We start from the raw sequence: 17,494 nt of genomic DNA on the forward strand, positions 1-17,494 counted from the left end.
TTGGTGGGCAAATATACTAAAAAAGTTAAAAGGCAAATGGCAAAAGTCAAAAAGTTTTCTTTTCGTAATTCGTAATTTTAACTTCTGTATTCTTCCATCTCAATCGTTACAGCTTCAACATCACCTCCAATTGGTGGATTGAGTTTAGAAACCGCTAATAAAATCCTTGAAACCGAAGGAATCTCGCTAAAAATTCGTGATATAATTCGGTGAGCAACACGTTCTAATAATTTGGATCGAATCGCCATTTCTTCCACCACTATTTTATTTAAAAGTACATAATCAACTGTATCATTGAGTTCATCAGATACAGAGGACTTTCTTAAATCGGCTTTTATTTCCAAATCCACGCGATAATCCGAACCAATCCGTGCTTCCTCTTCCAAACAGCCATGAAAGGAAAATGTTCTTATATTTTGAAGTTTAATTGTTCCCATTTATTTAGTGTTCATTGTTCGGTAATTAGTGTTCAGTCTTTATGGTTTTAATAATAGCGCATCTGTTGTCTATTATCTATCATCTAAATTTTTATCTTTGCTAAAATTACAAAAATAATGGCTACAGAAGAGAAGTCGCTTAATTTCATTGAACAAATAATAGAAGAAGATTTGAAAAAAGGTTTGTCTGCTGACAAATTACGTTTTCGTTTTCCACCTGAACCTAACGGGTATTTGCATGTTGGTCATGCCAGCGCTATTTGTTTAAACTTCGGCTTAGGACTTGATTACCAGTCACCGGTGAATTTGCGTTTTGATGATACAAATCCGGCAAAGGAAGAGCAGGAATATGTTGACGCTATCAAAAAAGATATTGAATGGCTGGGTTACGAATGGAGTAATGAATGTTACGCTTCTGATTATTTTCAGCAATTATATAACTGGGCAGTTGAATTTATCAAGAAAGGAAAAGCCTATGTTGATAGTCAGTCTTCAGAAGCCATGGCAATCCAAAAGGGAACGCCAACAAGCCCTGGGACGGACTCGCCTTATAGAAATCGTTCCGTTGACGAGAATTTAGATTTGTTTACCCGAATGAAAAATGGCGAATTTCCAAACGGAACACATATTCTTCGTGCGAAAATAAGCATGGGCGCCAACAACATGTTGATGCGTGACCCAATTATGTACCGAATACTTCACGCACATCATCACAGAACAGGAAATGATTGGTGCATTTATCCAATGTATGACTGGGCTCATGGCGAAAGCGATTATCTGGAGCAGATTTCACACTCGTTTTGTACGCTTGAATTTTTGCCACACCGAGAATTATACGATTGGTTTTTAGATCAGGTTTATGATGAGAATAAAGTGCGTCCAAAGCAAAGAGAATTTGCACGTAGAAACTTGTCACATACGGTAGTTTCGAAAAGAAAGCTGTTGCAATTGGTCGAAGAAAAACATGTTACATCTTGGGATGACCCAAGGATGAGTACCATTTCCGGAATGCGTCGTCGCGGTTATCCCCCGATGGCAATACGGAATTTTGCCAATACTATTGGAATTGCAAAACGCACAAACTTAATCGATGTTTCGCTTTTGGAATTTTGTGTTCGCGAAGTTTTGAATAAAGCGGCTCCAAGAGTTATGGCAGTTTTGAATCCCGTGAAGTTGGTTATTACCAATTATCCCGAAGGAAAAGAAGAAATTCTTGATGCCGAAAACAGTCAGGAAGATGAAAGCTTAGGCTTCAGAAAAGTTCCTTTTTCAAGAGAATTGTACATTGAAAGAGAGGATTTTCAGGAAGAAGCTAATAAGAAATTTTTCCGCTTGACATTAGGAACTGAAGTTCGTTTGAAAAATGCGTACATCATTAAAGGTGAATCTGTAGTAAATGACGCTGCAGGAAACATAATAGAAATTCATTGTACTTATGATGAAGATTCCCGAAGCGGAAGCGGAACAGAAGCTTCTCAACGAAAGGTAAAAGGAACCATTCATTGGGTATCTATTAATCACGCCATTAAAGCAGAAGTCCGTATTTACGACAGACTTTTTACTCATGAAAATCCGGATGGAGACAAAGAAGTGGATTTTAAAGAGTATATCAATCCAAACTCACTGGAAGTAATTACAGGGTATTTGGAACCAAGTCTGGCGACATCTATAAACGGAGCGCGATTCCAATTCCAACGGTTAGGATATTTTTGTGTTGATAAGGATTCTTCTTCTGAAAAATTGGTTTTTAACAAAACGGTTGGTCTAAGAGATACTTGGGCAAAAGTGGAAAGTAAAGACTAATTTAAAATAGATTTTACAAATCAAAGCTCACTTTTTTTAGTGGGCTTTTTTATTATTTATAAATCTTATAAGAATTTAAAAACGCATAAATTTTAGTAATTAAAATCAGCCTTCATAAATTGATTTTAAGGCGTTTTTAAAAAATGAATAAGCCAATACATCATTTCATTCTTAAACTTAGCATCTCGCTCCTAATTAAGTTTCGATTGTTTAACAACGTTTTAGTACGCCGTATCTCTAAAATTCGTAAATTCCCTAAAATTAAATTTAAAATCATGTCTGGTAATAATAGAAAAAGTACGCTTGCACTTTTAATAGGTGCAGCAATCGGAGTCGGAATCGGAATTTTATTTGCACCGGATAAAGGTTCGAAAACGAGAGGAAAAGTAAAAAACAGAATTGACGATTTGAAAGATCAGGCAAAATCTAAATTGGACTTTCTAGATGATGAAACAAAAGAAAAAATCTCGAATGCTAAGGATGATTTAAAAGTAAAAGTGGAAAGCTTTCTTTCGGACACAAGTTACAAAGCCGAAGAAGCTATTAACTTTTTGGAAGAGAAATTAGCTGAACTTAAAAAGCAAAACTCCAAACTTCAAAAATAATGTTGGAAGAATTAAAAGAAAACGTAGAAGACATTCAGGAAAACGCCAAAGCCTACATTGAAAGCAATATTTCATACTATAAACTTTGGGGTTTTAAAGTAGCGATGAAGTCAACGACTTTAATTTTTAAATTTCTACTGATTGCAATTTGTTTAGTGATTTTCCTGTTGTTTATTTCTGTTGCCGGAGCATTGGTAATAGGGAAAGCTTTAGATAATTACGTTTTAGGATTTCTGGCTGTAGCCGGAATTTATCTGGTTGCCGCATTTCTTTTATTTTTGGTAAAAGATAAAATTGTCGAAGGACCAATCTTGGAGAAATTCTCAGAAATATTTTTTAACGAAGACTAACTATGGAAACGAAAAAATATTCATCCTACGCCGAAATAGATCACGATATAAAAGCTTTGAAAGCTGAAAGAGATTTTCATTATCAAAAAATAGTGCAGAGTATTGATAAAACGAAGCAGAGCATCATTCCTTCAAAGTCGGTTTCTTTAGTCGGAGAAATTTATAAAAAAGCAACTGGTGGAATAATTGGAACCGTCTTAAAGATAGCAGTTCCTTACGCCGTTAATTGGTTTATAAACAGAAAAAGAGGCAATTAAGCCTCTTTTTAATTAAATACAAATAAGATTATTTTGCTGGTTCTTCCGGGTTAGAAGTGTCGGATGGATTATAATCTAACGAAGAATGATTTCCTGATTTCTTAACTCTTTTTGGCTGGTTTTTCATTTGTTCACCCATAATGCTTGACGCGGTAAAACTTGTTACCATATTGTTCAACATATCACTCGCGGCCTGAGGAGAATTTGGCAACAAAATCAAATTTGAATTAGTATCCGCACCAATTGCCTGAAGCGTGTCATAATGTTGGGTAATTACAATCAAAGCCGAAGCTTCCTGCGAATTGATACCAACTTTGTTTAAAACATCAACACTTTCCACCAAACCTTTTGCAATTTCCCTACGTTGGTCGGCAATACCTTGACCTTGTAATTTTTTGCTTTCTGCTTCTGCTTTGGCTTTGGCAACAATTCGGATTCTTTGCGCATCTGATTCGAACATGGCTGCAGTTTTTTCTCTTTCGGCAGCGTTGATTCTGTTCATTGCATTTTTAACCTGAATATCCGGATCGATATCGGTAACCAAAGTATTGATAATGTCATAACCATACGTTGTCATTGCTTCGTTTAATTCGCGTTTTACAGCAATGGCTACATCGTCTTTTCTAACAAAAACGTCGTCCAAAATCAACTTTGGCACTTCGGCACGAACTACGTCAAATACATAAGCCGTGATTTGATCATGCGGATATTCCAATTTGTAGAATGCTTCATATACATGCTCAGGAATTACCTTAAACTGTACAGAAACTTTCATTTTAATAAAAACATTGTCTTTGGTTTGTGTTTCAATCATAACATCCAATTGCTGAATCCTTAGATTCACTCGACCGGCGATTCGATCAACAATTGGAAGTTTTAGCTGCAAACCAGAATTTCGGATACTTAAAAACTTCCCGAATCGCTCAACAACGACCGCCGTCTGTTGTTTTACCGTAAAGAAAGAAGAAAATAAAATAATAACACCAAGAAAAAGAATGATGAAGATAAATGGCATAATTTTGTAAATTAAAGGTTAGTAAAGTTGTTGTACGAAAAAAATGTATGTTTGTTACAAATTAAAAGTTACGAATTCATGAATAAAAAAATGACAATCCTTTTGTTGATGATTTCATCATTTGGATTTGCACAAACAGGCTACCGGGACGGAAACCGAATTGGGCTTTCGGCCGGGCTTTCACAAACAACATTATTCACAAATAATTTTGATGCTAAGCCCGAATTAGGTTTTTCCGGTGGACTTTCGGTAAGAGGAAATTATTATAATAACTGGAGCATGATTTATGGTATGCAGTTTTTCTCAAATAATTTTTCTTTGGAATCTTCTTTCGACCAAAAAATTAAATACAATATTCAGGGAGCTAAGGTTCGATTATTATTAAGCTATAATGTGATTGAAGATCATGTTTCTATTGATTTTGGCCCAGTTTTACAGATCAACGGGAAATTACAGCTTTCAACTTCTGATGAAAATATGACTATTAAAGGCACGATGCTCAAAGCGAATGACATTGTTGATGTTTCTCCCGTTAGCGGAAATTTTTATTTAGGCGTTTCTGCAGGAAGCAAAGTAATACGCGCCGTGCTCTTTTATGAATATGGATTTACTAACTTTCTGAATAAACTCAATAAGAATCAGAGCTTACAAGCTTTGAATAATGGCGATAGTTTTAAAGGAAATTTGGGAACGATAAATGGTCAGGTGATTTTTAATTTATAAAAAATCAATAAACTCATAAACAATAATATTATGAAAAAGAACTATTTAGTTAAAGCTACTTTTTTTGCAGCAATACTTTTTGTATCTACAACAAAATTATATTCTCAAAAATCATTTATTGTAACTAATGACAATGAGAAAATAATTGTTGATGATAACTTTTTTGACATTCAGCTTTCGCAGGAGAAAACAGTATATAAAACTCCAAATAATGATAGCAAAGAATTGATAAAATTCAAGAATATCAATTCGGGTATTTTAGGAGAATACAATATGAAGCGAATGAAACTGGCAGATGAAAAGCATGATGAGCTTTATTTCACCCTTGCTGAGTTAAAAGGAAAAAAAATGACCGGATACAATAAAATAAATACTACAGCAAACACAGGCCCTAATTTAGATCATGGAGGAGGAGCTATGGTTAAATTCATTTGTTACATATTAGATGAAAATGACAAGGTTCTGGAAAAAATGGAGACATCTTCATTGTCAGGAGAGAAATATGAAAAAATTAGAAAAACAACAGAAGATAAAATAACAAGATACTTTTCAGATTGTAAAGAAGTGATGGATAGGCTTAATAATGGTCTTGTAAAAAGACAGGAAAACACTAAATATTCAAAAAGCGCTGGTAAGATGTTAGATCGTTTGGCATCAGTTATGTCAAATATAGATGAGTTTTTTTCAACTCCAATCTATAGTAATTGCGACAAACCAAAACAAGAGAATTTATCAACTCAAACAGATGTTGAAGCACCAGTTTCCTTAGCAGAACAAAAGTATTACTTTGGAAAGATTAGCGCCACTCCTATGGGTAGTAACGGAACAAAAATGACAGATTATAGCTTTAAAGGAACCATAGTCATTAAGGATGGCTCAATCTCTTTCATAACCAAAGATGTTGAAACAAAATATAAAATAATAAGTTATCAGGACGGGATTATTAAATGTGATGATAATGGTAAAATCCATGCTATTACTATTACAAGCGAAACAGGAAAAAAAGGAAGTTTTGCCTACGACACAAAAATTACCTTTTTGTTAGACAAAAAAATGGGAGGTTCAACTTCATATTATTGGTGTAATGAAGAATAAGACATAAAAAAGCCCCGATTTAGTCGGGGCTTTTTTTTATAAACAAAGTGGTTCTTTATTTAGTCATTACTCGATAACCAATAAGCGTTACTCAATAACTAATAAGCGCTACTCAGTAACTAATAAACGTTACTCTATAACTAATAAGCATTATAGAATAACTAATAAGCGTTACTCAGTAACTAATAAACGTTATCGAATAACCAATAAGCGTTACTCAATAACTAATAAGCGCTACTCAGTAACTAATAAACGTTATCGAATAACTATTAAACGTTACGGGATAACTAATAAGCGTTACTCTATAACTATTAAATGTAACGGGATAACTATTAAGCGTTATCGAGTAACTAAAAAACGTTATCGAATAACTAGTAAACGGTATCAGATAACCAACAAGCAAATGAAGTTGGGTTTATAGGCTGCTGATTGCCTTTTCTAAACGTTTAATGGTTTCATCCTTCCCAATCAGTTCTACAATATTGAAAAGATGAGGGTCTTTCAGGGCGCCAACCAAGCTCAAACGGAAAGGCTGAAAGCCTTCAATAACGGCGATTGCTTCAAAGGAAACCTTTGGACAAATATTGCGCAGGTTATTTTTGATTTGTAACCAATAAGGAAAATACATTAATACTCTTATATTTGATGAATCCTAATTGAAAATCAATATTTAGAACGAATTAATTTATGAAGAAAATTATAACTATTTGTTTTGCATTTGTTTGCGTGTCTGCAACAGCCCAAATCACAGTGTATGAGTCAAATTTAGACAAAGTAAAATCTTTAATAAAATATGACTATTTACCATTTAAGAACAGACTTGTAGTTTTAGAAGCTTTCAAAAGAACCTCCACAGTTAGACCTCCTTTCTATAACGCGATTTCAATAGACGAAAATGGCAAAAGTGAATTAGTAATTGACAACGAAAAATTCAGATATTTTAATTATTCTTCCAAAAATGACGCCCTAAAGGGTATCTATCAAGATGGATTTGACGCCAAAGAAGGGTTCGTAATTGAAAATTCCAAAAAGCAAATTATAGATAATAAGGACTTTATCAATTTTAATCAGTATGATAATTTTTTCGATGATAAATACATCGTTATACTTACTGATGATAAAGGTAAAGGGTCGATAAACATCGAAAAAAAAGATATCTATCTTACAAAATACGATATAGCCAAAAAGACCATGAATACCGTTGCTCTTGAGAAGGTAGATATTCAGAGATTGCAAACAAAAGATATTAAAACTCCAAAAAGAGTATCCTTTAGACCTATTTTTAATACCGATAGTAATATTGAGATTATTACAAAATCAATATCTAAAAATAATAATTCAAGTGTTCTTTACAGAACAATTTATGATTTGAACGGAAAGAAAATCAATGACTATGCATATAAGACCACTTTGACAAAAGGGTTTTTATCTTATTTTGCTACATTTTCGACTACGCAAAACGAGATAAATGCTCCGGATAATGCTGATACATCTGTAATTCCAACGAAAGATTTAGATTTTAATGAATTCTACGTTGATAACAAAACAAACGAGGTTTATGTTTACGGGGTGGAGATGAATTCTAAAAAAGACCCAATCGGTTTCTACATCAACAAATTTTCTAGAGAAGGTAATTTAATTTGGGAGAAGTTCTATCCAGTAGACGATGATAAGAAAGGCTTTAATGATTTCAAATTGTTATGGAAATTTTCAAGTATTTATCTTTATGAGTTTATGGATGATGATAACGTTGTCATTTCGATTAGTGGAGAAAAGGGCGGAATGACCGACCTTTACAATCATTTCTTTGTAATCGACAAATCCTCGGGAAAACTAGTGAAAAGATCTTTTATGAGCGGCGATTTAAGAACCCGCAAAATGTATGCATATGGTGAGGATATGAATTCGGTTTTTGCTCAAATTAAAATTGGAACTGATAGGTACTGTAGCCGAAGCACTCTAATCGCCTTGGGCTTAAATCCGAAAGTCGACAAATATGTCAGAGGAGTTGTTAAAAAAGGGGATGTTTTTTTCGATAGTTTTATTACATCCAAGGGTGTTTGGTTAATGGAGAGCGACGATGCAACGTATTTCAAGGTAACCCTATTTAAGGAATAAAAAAGCCCCGATTATTCGGGGCTCTTTTTATAAAGTATCGATTGCCTTCTCTAAACGTTTAATGGTTTCATCCTTCCCAATCAATTCAACAATATCAAAAAGATGAGGGCCTTTCAGGGCGCCAACCAAGCTCAAACGGAATGGCTGCATAACTTTTCCCATTCCTATTTCGTTTTGAGTCATCCAGTCTTTTACATTGGTTTCAATATTTGCGGAAGTAAAATCGTCAATAGTGTCTATGACCAAAATCAATTCACTCATCAATGCGGATGTGTCTTCCTTCCAGTTTTTAGCTGCTTTTTCATCATAGGACGTTGGTGCTTCAAAAAAGAAATTGCTCATTTCCCAAAATTCGGAAACAAAATTCGCGCGTTCTTTTATTAGTGAAACAATCTTTGTTATGGTTGTAAAATCGGTATCAATTCCTTTTTCATACAGAATTGGAGCAAAACTTTTTGCCAGGCTTTCGTCGTCTTGCTTTTGTAAATATTGATGATTGAACCATTTGTTTTTATCAGGATCAAATTTTGCTCCAGCTTTATGAACTCTGCTCAAATCAAATTTCTGAACCAATTCTTCCAATGAAAATAATTCCTGGTCAGTTCCGTCATTCCAGCCTAATAGAGCCAAAAAGTTAATCACTGCTTCCGGAAAAAATCCTTTTTCCCTATAACCTGAAGAAACACCTTCTTCACTTTTCCATTCCAAAGGAAACACCGGAAAACCTAATTTATCGCCGTCACGCTTTGATAATTTCCCGTTACCAATAGGTTTCAAAATCAATGGTAAATGAGCAAATTCAGGCGCTTCCCAACCAAATGCTTTATATAATAATGAGTGTAGAGGCATCGATGGTAACCATTCTTCACCACGAATTACATGTGAAGTTTCCATCAAATGATCATCAACAATATTCGCCAAATGATACGTTGGCATTCCATCAGATTTAAATAGCACCTTATCGTCTAACAAATTGGTTTCAAAACTAATATCACCACGAATGATATCATGCAGGTGCAAAGTCTCGTTTACCGGCGTTTTAAAACGCACTACATAAGTTTCGCCAGCAGCAATTCTTTTTTCTGTTTCTTCTTCAGAAATTACTAAGGAAGTATCCAGTTTTTCACGATTATGCCAATTGTAGATGAAAGTCTTTCCTTGTTCTTCGTGTTGTTTTCTTTCTGAATCCAAAGCTTCCGCTGTATCAAATGCATAATATGCCCAACCCGAATTGATTAGGAGATCAACGTATTTTTTGTACAATTCCTTTCTTTCGGATTGACGGTATGGTCCAAACTTTTCATTCTTTCCGACGGTTTCGCTTGGCGCGATTCCTAACCATTCCAAAGCTTCGAAAATATAGTGCTCAGCTCCCGGAACAAAGCGGTTTTGGTCAGTATCTTCTATTCTCAGATAAAAGACACCGGTATGTTTTTTGGCAAATAAATAATTGAATAATGCAGTTCTGACTCCACCAATATGCAAAGGTCCGGTTGGACTTGGTGCAAAACGAACTCTTACAGGTCTTGACATTTTTTGTAAATTTTCGACAAAGATAAAATTTAATTAGCCACGAAATCACGAATTTTCTTTGGCAAACTTTTAACGCTTAGGTATTCGGTAAAAATTGTACATTTATCGGTTATAAAAAGAAAGTATAAAATTGGACAATTCAAAAATAATATATCAAAAATTAGAAGGCTTTATCAATAAGTATTATACTAATCAACTGCTGAAGGGATTCATTTTCTTTGTCGGAATTGGTTTGCTATATTTCCTGTTTACTTTGTTCGTAGAATATTTCCTGTGGCTTAAGCCAACGGCAAGAACGGTATTGTTTTACACCTTTGTTCTCGTTGAACTCTTTTTGTTTTTTCGGTTTATTTGTTTTCCGGTATTCAAATTAGCTAAGCTTCAAAAAGGTATTGATTATGAAGAAGCTTCAATTATTATTGGAAATCATTTTGGCGAAATAGAAGATAAGCTGACTAACTTTTTACAGCTATCTTATGACAGGAACAAATCGGAATTGTTAGCGGCATCAATCGACCAAAAAGCAAATACATTACAGCCAATACCTTTTGGAAACGCCATAAACCTCGGAAACAATAAAAAATATTTGCCTTTGGCGATAATCCCGATATTGTTTTTTGCGTTCTTTTATCTTTCTGGGAACAGCAATCTGATTTCACAAAGTTTGAATCGTGTGGTGCATTTTAAACAGCAATTTTTACCACCCGCGCCATTTGAATTTGAAGTCTTGAACAGTAATTTACTAGCAGAACAGAACAAGGATTTCCTTTTAAAAGTAAAAACCGTTGGAAAAGTTATTCCAGAAAATGCTATGATTTTCATTGGCGAGGAAAGTTATTATATGGAAAGTAATAAGGCCGGTGAATTTGAATTTGTTATTCCGAAACCATCTGAAGATTTAGAATTTCATATTGAAGCCAATGATGTTTCTTCACATGATTATGAATTGAAAGTGGTTACAGTTCCATCGATTGCCAATTTTGAGATGGCGCTGAATTTCCCTAATTACCTAAACAAAAAATCAGAAGTCATCAAGGGAACCGGTAATGCTATCATTCCCGAAGGAACACAGGTTACATGGAGAATGAATACTTTGGCCACGCAAAAAGTAGATTGGGTAAACGAAAGTGCGCATTACACTTTTGCTAAAAACGACAATATGTTTTCGTTGACTAAAAGCATTCTTCAGAACGTGGATTACCAAATTCTAACATCAAATAACAAAGTTCAGAATTATGAAAAACTGAATTATCAGATTTCGGTAATTAAAGATCAATATCCGACAATCAATGTAAACAATGCGCCAGACAGTTTAAAAGTAAATAAAAACTTTGTTTTAGGGCAGGTTTCAGATGACTACGGCTTGTCTAAACTGCAAATTGTGTATTATCCAAAAGACACTCCGAATCAAGCTAAGAAAGCTGCGATTTCGGTCAAGAGAGATATCTATGATCAGTTTGTGTTCTCTTTTCCGAGTAATCTTCCGGTAGAAGAAGGTGTTTCGTATGAATATTATTTTGAAATTTTTGATAACGATGCAATTCATAATTACAAAAGCACTAAATCGTCTGTTTTTAGTAACAGAATTTCAACTGAAACTGAAAAGCAGGACGAAATAATGCAACAGCAAAATGAGAATATCAACTCCATGTCAAAATCATTAAAAGCGCAAGACAAGCAACTTTCGGAATTGGATAAATTGCAAAAAATGGGCAAGGAAAAAGACAATTTAGAATACAAAGAACAGCAGAAAGTAAACGACTTTATTCAGCGTCAAAAGCAACAGGACGAAATGATGAAAGAGTTTTCAGAGAAGATGAAGGATAATTTAGAGCAGTTTAAATCAGAAAAGAAGGATGAGAAGAAAGAATTGCTTCAGGATAGATTAGAAAAGTCAAAAGAAGAAATAGAAAAAAATAAAAAGCTATTAGAAGAACTTCAAAAGTTGAATGATAAGATCAGTAAAGAGGAGTTGTTTGATAAAATGGAGAAATTCGAACAAGCAAGTAAAAATCAGACTAAGAGTTTAGAACAGTTGGTAGAACTGACTAAGCGTTATTATGTTGAGAAAAAGGCGCAGCAAATAGCAGATAAAATAAATAAACTTGCAGAAAAGCAAGATAAGTTAGCCGACAAAACGGATGAGAACAACGCAGAAAAGCAAGACGAAATCAATAAGGAATTTGATAAAATTAAGGATGAATTAAATGATTTAGAAAAAGACAATAAGGAACTTAAATCTCCGATGGATTTGCCTAAATCAGATGATAAGGAAAAGAGCATCGATGAAGATTTAAAAGATGCAAAAGATCAATTGCAGAAACAGCAAAAAGACAAGGCCAAGCCCAAACAGAAAAGTGCTTCAAAAAAAATGAAGCAAATGGGACAAAAAATGCAGGAGCAAATGGAGTCTGGAGATATGGAACAGATGGAAGAAGATGTAGCGATGCTGCGTCAGATTTTGGATAATCTTTTGGCATATTCGTTTTCTCAGGAAGAAGTAATGAAGCAGTTTAAGAATCTTAAACGCGGCCCCCCGTCATTTAATAAGAATCTAAAAATCCAGCAAGATTTAAAACAACAATTTAAACATGTTGACGATAGTTTGTTTGCGATGTCATTGCGAAATCCAAAAATAGCGGAAGACATTACTAAAGAAATTGGGAACGTTCAGTATAACGTTGATAGGGCCATTGAAACGTTGGCAGAAGCTAACGTTCCAAAAGGAAATTCTCACCAACAATATGCGGTTTCGTCTTCTAACAAGTTGGCCGATATGTTAAGTGATATTTTAAATGGAATGCAGATGCAAATGTCGGGTTCAGGAGCCGGAAAACCAAAACCTGGGCAAGGTGAGGGGCAAGGTATGCAATTGCCGGATATTATTAAGAAGCAAGAAGGTCTTGGAGAAAAGATGAAAAAAGGAATGAAAAAAGGCGATAAACCCGGCGAGGGGCAGGAAGGAAGTCAAGGAGAAAAAGACGGACAAGGACTGGGCGGTCAAAAAGGAAGCAATGGGAAGAGCGACGGTAAAGGTGAGGGCGGGAATGTAAAAGGCAATAAACCAGGTGGCGAGAATGGTCAGGAAGGAGAAGGCGACGCAAAAGCTATAATGGAAATTTACAAAGAGCAACAACAATTACGTGAAGCCCTGGAAAAAGAATTGAAGAAGCAAGGAGTTGGAGGTAACGGTCAAAATTCTTTGGATCAAATGAAGCAAATTGAAAAGCAATTGTTGAATAAAGGTTTTAATAATGAAACGCTTCAAAAAATTTTGAACGTAAAATATGAATTGCTTAAATTAGATAAAGCATTACAGCAGCAAGGGCAAGATACGAAGCGGCAATCCGAAACCAATAAGAAAGAATTTAATAATCTCGCAACTCCGTTACCAAGCAAGCTTCAGGAATATTTGAACAGTATTGAAATTTTAAATAGACAAAGCTTACCTTTGCGCTCAAATTTTAACCAAAGGGTTCAAGAATATTTCAAAACCAATGATTAGTTTTAATTACGAGTTAGACTTCAAACTAGCAGATGAAACCGCATATTCAGACTGGCTTTCCAAAGTAATCAGTTCTGAAGTAAAGATGGAAGGAGAGATTAATTATATCTTCTGTGACGATGATTATTTGTTGGAAATTAACCAACAATACTTAGGTCACGACACCTTGACAGACATCATTAGCTTTGATTATTCCATAGGAAACGAGCTACATGGAGATATTTTTATTTCTATCGAAAGAGTACGTGAAAACACTATTGATTTCAATGTTGATTTTGAAGACGAACTAAAACGTGTAATTGTACACGGAGTTTTACACTATTGTGGTTACAAAGATAAAAGCGAGGAAGACGAAAAACTTATGCGTCAAAAGGAAGAAGAAAAAATGAGTATGTTCCACGTGAAACAAAATTAAAATGTTTTTAGAAAAGTACGATATAGTAGTTGTGGGCGCTGGTCACGCGGGTTGTGAAGCAGCAGCGGCATCAGCGAATTTGGGCTGTAGCACCTTGTTGGTTACTATGAGTCTGCAGAACATTGCCCAGATGTCATGTAATCCGGCTATGGGCGGAATTGCGAAAGGACAAATCGTGCGGGAGATTGATGCCCTTGGAGGATATTCCGGAATTGTTTCTGATAATACAGCTGTGCAGTTTAAGATGTTGAACAAATCAAAAGGACCGGCAATGTGGTCTCCACGAGTACAGTCAGACCGAATGCGTTTTGCTGAAGAATGGAGATTGAGATTGGAACAAACTCCTAATCTTGACTTCTATCAGGAAATGGTGAAAGGCCTTTTAATCAATAATAACAAGATTGAAGGAATTGTTACTTCGCTGGGAATCGAAATCAAAGCTAAAACTGTTGTGCTCACAAATGGAACTTTTTTAAACGGATTAATTCATATTGGTGATAAACAATTTGGCGGAGGAAGGGCAGGTGAAAGTGCAGCATACGGAATTACAGACGACTTAGTCAAAGCCGGTTTTGAAGCCGGAAGGATGAAAACAGGAACACCGCCACGAGTCGATGGCCGTTCGTTGGATTATTCGAAAATGAGGGAAGAACCGGGTGATGATGTTCCAGATAAATTCTCATACTCTGATGAAACAAAACCCTTAGCAAAGCAACTGCTTTGTCATATGACCTATACTTCAAATGAAGTTCACAATATTCTTCGGGAAGGTTTTGATCGTTCGCCTATGTTTAATGGGAGAATTAAAAGTATTGGTCCAAGATATTGCCCATCTATTGAAGATAAAATTAATCGATTTGCTGATAAAGAGCGGCACCAGTTATTTGTTGAGCCGGAAGGCTGGAACACAGTTGAAGTATATGTGAATGGTTTCTCAACCTCATTACCAGAAGATATCCAATTTAAAGCCTTGCGTTCAGTGGAAGGATTTGGAAAGGTTAAATTCTTTCGCCCTGGTTATGCAATCGAATATGATTACTTTCCACCAACACAGTTAAAACACACGCTTGAAACTAAACTAGTGGAAGGTTTGTATTTCGCAGGGCAAATAAACGGAACAACAGGATATGAAGAAGCAGCTTCACAAGGAATGATGGCTGGAATTAACGCTGCCCTTAAAGTAAAAGAACAGGAGCCAATGATTTTGCGTCGAGATGAAGCTTATATCGGAGTTCTAATTGATGATTTAATTACAAAAGGAACTGAAGAACCGTATAGGATGTTTACATCGCGTGCCGAATACAGAACGCTATTACGTCAAGACAATGCCGATTTTAGGTTAACACCAAAGGCTTATGGAATTGGATTAGCTTCTGAAAAAAGATTACGCAGAATGGAGCATAAGTTTAATGAAAGCGAAAAAATGGTAAATTTTTTCAAAGAAACGAGTGTTACACCAGAAGAAGCAAATCCAATTTTGGAAGCCAAAGAAAGTTCAGCAATGATTCAGTCTGATAAAATGTTTAAAGTATTTTCGCGTCCGCAAATCGAATTAGATGATTTTCTTAAGTTTGATAAAGTTAAAGATTACGTTGCGGAAAATGATTTAGATAAAGAGATTGTCGAGCAGGCGGAAATTCAGGTTAAATATTCCGGTTATATTGAAAAAGAAAGGAATAATGCGGAGAAATTAATTCGATTAGAAGACATTAAAATCCCTGAGAATTTCGATTATCATAAAATTAAATCCATGTCGATAGAAGCGAAACAAAAGTTAAGTAATATTCGTCCTGTAACCATTTCACAAGCTTCAAGAATCAGCGGTGTTTCACCAGCCGACGTTTCTGTTTTATTAATTTACATGGGTAGATAGCTTTACGTTCCACGTGAAACCAAACTTGACAAGCCTTATCAATACAGTGTTTTTATGAGTTTTCAAAACAATATTTTTTTTAAAAAAGTTAGAGATTATTCGGTTTCAAAAGAAATTTTCGAATTGCATCACAACCCGGAATATGATTTATTAATTACGTTTCCGAAGCCAAGTCCGGAAAAGTTACCGCGCTATTATGACAGTGAAGATTATATTTCCCACACTGATGGAAAGCGTTCATTATTTGAAAGAATATATCATTTAATTAAAAACATTGCGCTTAAAAACAAAGTAAAATTAATTAATGCGCAATCTCAAAAAGGGAAAATTTTAGACATTGGAGCAGGAACTGGAGATTTTTTAGTAGTAGCAAAAAAAGATGGATGGCAAATAATAGGCATCGAACCAAGCACAAAAGCAAAGGCAATTGCTCAAAATAAAGGAATAAACTTTGCAGATAAACTCTCTGATTTAGAAACTTATTCTTTTGACATAATTACAATGTGGCACGTTTTAGAACACGTAACTAATCTTGACGAATATATTTCAGAATTGAAAAGACTGTTAAAACCAAACGGAACAATTTTTATTGCGGTTCCAAACTTCAAATCTTTTGACGCTACTTATTATGGGAGATTTTGGGCAGGGTTTGACGTACCACGACACATTTGGCATTTTTCGAAAACGGCAATTGATAGACTTTTTGCAGAAAAGGAAATGAAATTAATTGGAGTACTTCCAATGAAATTTGACAGCTTTTATGTGAGCTTATTATCAGAGAAATATAAAACAGGCAAAATGAATTATATTAAAGCTTTTTTTGTCGGTTTAAAATCAAATCAAAGCGGAAACCAAACAAAAGAGTATTCTTCCCATATTTATATTATAAAAAACCATCAAAAAGCGATATAAAGCACAACACTGAGTTAAACGAAATCAGAACATGCATCAAGCCATTTCAAATAAGAAACGCTTTTAAAGGGCTTTATTTGAGGTTGATTTTAATAGCCATTACCTATAAAAAATATTTTTACAATAACTTAAAATTATCATACAAAAAACTCTAAAATTCAACTCTTAGCTAAATGAATTTTATTTTATACTTTTGAAACACAAATTAAATTTATCAAATCATGATTAAAAAAACAGTTCTCCTTTTTACGTTTGTAATTGCAATTATTTCCTGCAATAAAACAACAGAAATAAAAGAATTTAAGACAGCTTACGTCGATACTTCAAAACTAATGGACGAATCAACAGAAGCTAAAGATATCGGAGCGAAATACAAAGACAAATCAAAAGTAATGGGTAATCAGTTAGAAGCTGAAGTAGCCCGTTTCAAATCAGAAGCGGCAAGTTTTAAGAAGAACGCGCAGGCAAATGGCCCAGCATGGGCACAACAAAAAGGCGCTGAATTGTCACAAAGAGAACAACAATTAAACTATGCACAACAGGCAATGCTGCAACAGTTGCAGCAAGAAAGCGGTAATGAAATAGACACGTTAGTTAGCAGCTATAGAAAGATGCTAAAAGAATATGGAAAGGAAAAAGGTTACGATTATATTTACGGATCAGGCGATGCATCACCATCAATTTTATATGCAAAAGACAACTATGATATCACCAAAGAAGTAATTAAGATGGTAAACGACAAATATAAATCTGCTGGCAAAAAAGAAGATTCAAGCCAAGCGAAACAAGCTCCAAAGGAAGAAAAGAAATAATATAATTTTTTTGTAAGAATAAAAAGCCTCAATTTGTAGGC

The 17,494-nt window shown here is 34.7% G+C and carries 16 protein-coding genes; 12 read left to right on the plus strand and 4 right to left on the minus strand.

Annotated elements, in window-relative coordinates; translation table 11 throughout:
• Positions 1-77: 77 nt before the first annotated feature.
• Positions 78-437, minus strand: a complete 360-nt coding sequence (gene folB, locus Q0Q99_RS04085; RefSeq protein WP_293891841.1) for a dihydroneopterin aldolase — start codon at positions 435-437, stop codon at positions 78-80.
• A gap of 117 nt (positions 438-554) precedes the next feature.
• Here folB and Q0Q99_RS04090 point away from each other — a divergent pair, with 117 nt between their 5' ends.
• From Q0Q99_RS04090 to Q0Q99_RS04105, 4 genes are all read left to right on the plus strand, one after another.
• A complete protein-coding gene (locus Q0Q99_RS04090; RefSeq protein ID WP_293891844.1) occupies positions 555-2,240 on the plus strand; it encodes a glutamine--tRNA ligase/YqeY domain fusion protein in 1,686 nt (561 codons plus the stop codon).
• Between the two features lie 275 nt (positions 2,241-2,515).
• Positions 2,516-2,845, plus strand: coding sequence for a YtxH domain-containing protein (locus Q0Q99_RS04095; RefSeq protein ID WP_293891847.1), 330 nt, complete (start codon positions 2,516-2,518; stop codon positions 2,843-2,845).
• Complete coding sequence (locus Q0Q99_RS04100; protein WP_293892178.1) at positions 2,842-3,195, plus strand: competence protein; 354 nt, start codon at positions 2,842-2,844, stop codon at positions 3,193-3,195. Before Q0Q99_RS04095 ends, Q0Q99_RS04100 begins: the two co-directional genes overlap by 4 nt.
• Positions 3,196-3,197: 2 nt before the next feature.
• Positions 3,198-3,452, plus strand: coding sequence for a DUF6327 family protein (locus Q0Q99_RS04105; RefSeq protein ID WP_293891850.1), 255 nt, complete (start codon positions 3,198-3,200; stop codon positions 3,450-3,452).
• Positions 3,453-3,480: 28 nt separating this feature from the next.
• Here Q0Q99_RS04105 and Q0Q99_RS04110 read toward each other — a convergent pair whose 3' ends face one another.
• Positions 3,481-4,467, minus strand: a complete 987-nt coding sequence (locus tag Q0Q99_RS04110; RefSeq protein ID WP_293891853.1) for an SPFH domain-containing protein — start codon at positions 4,465-4,467, stop codon at positions 3,481-3,483.
• 78 nt (positions 4,468-4,545) lie between these two features.
• Here Q0Q99_RS04110 and Q0Q99_RS04115 point away from each other — a divergent pair, with 78 nt between their 5' ends.
• Positions 4,546-5,190, plus strand: coding sequence for a PorT family protein (locus tag Q0Q99_RS04115; protein ID WP_293891856.1), 645 nt, complete (start codon positions 4,546-4,548; stop codon positions 5,188-5,190).
• Between the two features lie 30 nt (positions 5,191-5,220).
• Positions 5,221-6,285, plus strand: a complete 1,065-nt coding sequence (locus Q0Q99_RS04120; RefSeq protein ID WP_293891859.1) for a hypothetical protein — start codon at positions 5,221-5,223, stop codon at positions 6,283-6,285.
• 415 nt (positions 6,286-6,700) lie between these two features.
• Here Q0Q99_RS04120 and Q0Q99_RS04125 read toward each other — a convergent pair whose 3' ends face one another.
• Positions 6,701-6,913 (minus strand): hypothetical protein, encoded by a 213-nt coding sequence (locus Q0Q99_RS04125; RefSeq protein ID WP_293891862.1) that lies wholly within the window; start codon positions 6,911-6,913, stop codon positions 6,701-6,703.
• 59 nt (positions 6,914-6,972) lie between these two features.
• On the opposite strand from Q0Q99_RS04125, the gene Q0Q99_RS04130 reads away from it, so the two are divergent.
• Positions 6,973-8,403 (plus strand): hypothetical protein, encoded by a 1,431-nt coding sequence (locus Q0Q99_RS04130; protein ID WP_293891865.1) that lies wholly within the window; start codon positions 6,973-6,975, stop codon positions 8,401-8,403.
• Positions 8,404-8,430: 27 nt separating this feature from the next.
• Here Q0Q99_RS04130 and gltX read toward each other — a convergent pair whose 3' ends face one another.
• Complete coding sequence (gene gltX, locus Q0Q99_RS04135; protein ID WP_293891868.1) at positions 8,431-9,936, minus strand: glutamate--tRNA ligase; 1,506 nt, start codon at positions 9,934-9,936, stop codon at positions 8,431-8,433.
• Positions 9,937-10,066: 130 nt separating this feature from the next.
• On the opposite strand from gltX, the gene Q0Q99_RS04140 reads away from it, so the two are divergent.
• From Q0Q99_RS04140 to Q0Q99_RS04160, 5 genes are all read left to right on the plus strand, one after another.
• Complete coding sequence (locus tag Q0Q99_RS04140) at positions 10,067-13,441, plus strand: DUF4175 family protein (protein WP_293891871.1); 3,375 nt, start codon at positions 10,067-10,069, stop codon at positions 13,439-13,441.
• Positions 13,434-13,856 carry an rRNA maturation RNase YbeY gene (gene ybeY, locus Q0Q99_RS04145; RefSeq protein WP_293891873.1) on the plus strand — a complete coding sequence of 141 codons (423 nt, stop codon included), beginning with the start codon at positions 13,434-13,436 and terminating at the stop codon, positions 13,854-13,856. Before Q0Q99_RS04140 ends, ybeY begins: the two co-directional genes overlap by 8 nt.
• 1 nt (position 13,857) lies before the next feature.
• Positions 13,858-15,729 carry a tRNA uridine-5-carboxymethylaminomethyl(34) synthesis enzyme MnmG gene (mnmG, locus tag Q0Q99_RS04150; RefSeq protein ID WP_293891876.1) on the plus strand — a complete coding sequence of 624 codons (1,872 nt, stop codon included), beginning with the start codon at positions 13,858-13,860 and terminating at the stop codon, positions 15,727-15,729.
• Between the two features lie 54 nt (positions 15,730-15,783).
• Entirely contained in the window at positions 15,784-16,641 is an 858-nt protein-coding gene (locus Q0Q99_RS04155; protein ID WP_293891879.1) for a class I SAM-dependent methyltransferase, read from the plus strand.
• A 224-nt stretch (positions 16,642-16,865) separates the two neighbouring features.
• The gene (locus tag Q0Q99_RS04160) at positions 16,866-17,453 is read left to right on the plus strand and encodes an OmpH family outer membrane protein (protein WP_293892181.1); all 588 of its coding nucleotides are present in this window, start codon (positions 16,866-16,868) and stop codon (positions 17,451-17,453) included.
• Positions 17,454-17,494: the final 41 nt, after the last annotated feature.

This window comes from Flavobacterium sp. (genome assembly GCF_025352425.1).
Classification (GTDB): domain Bacteria; phylum Bacteroidota; class Bacteroidia; order Flavobacteriales; family Flavobacteriaceae; genus Flavobacterium.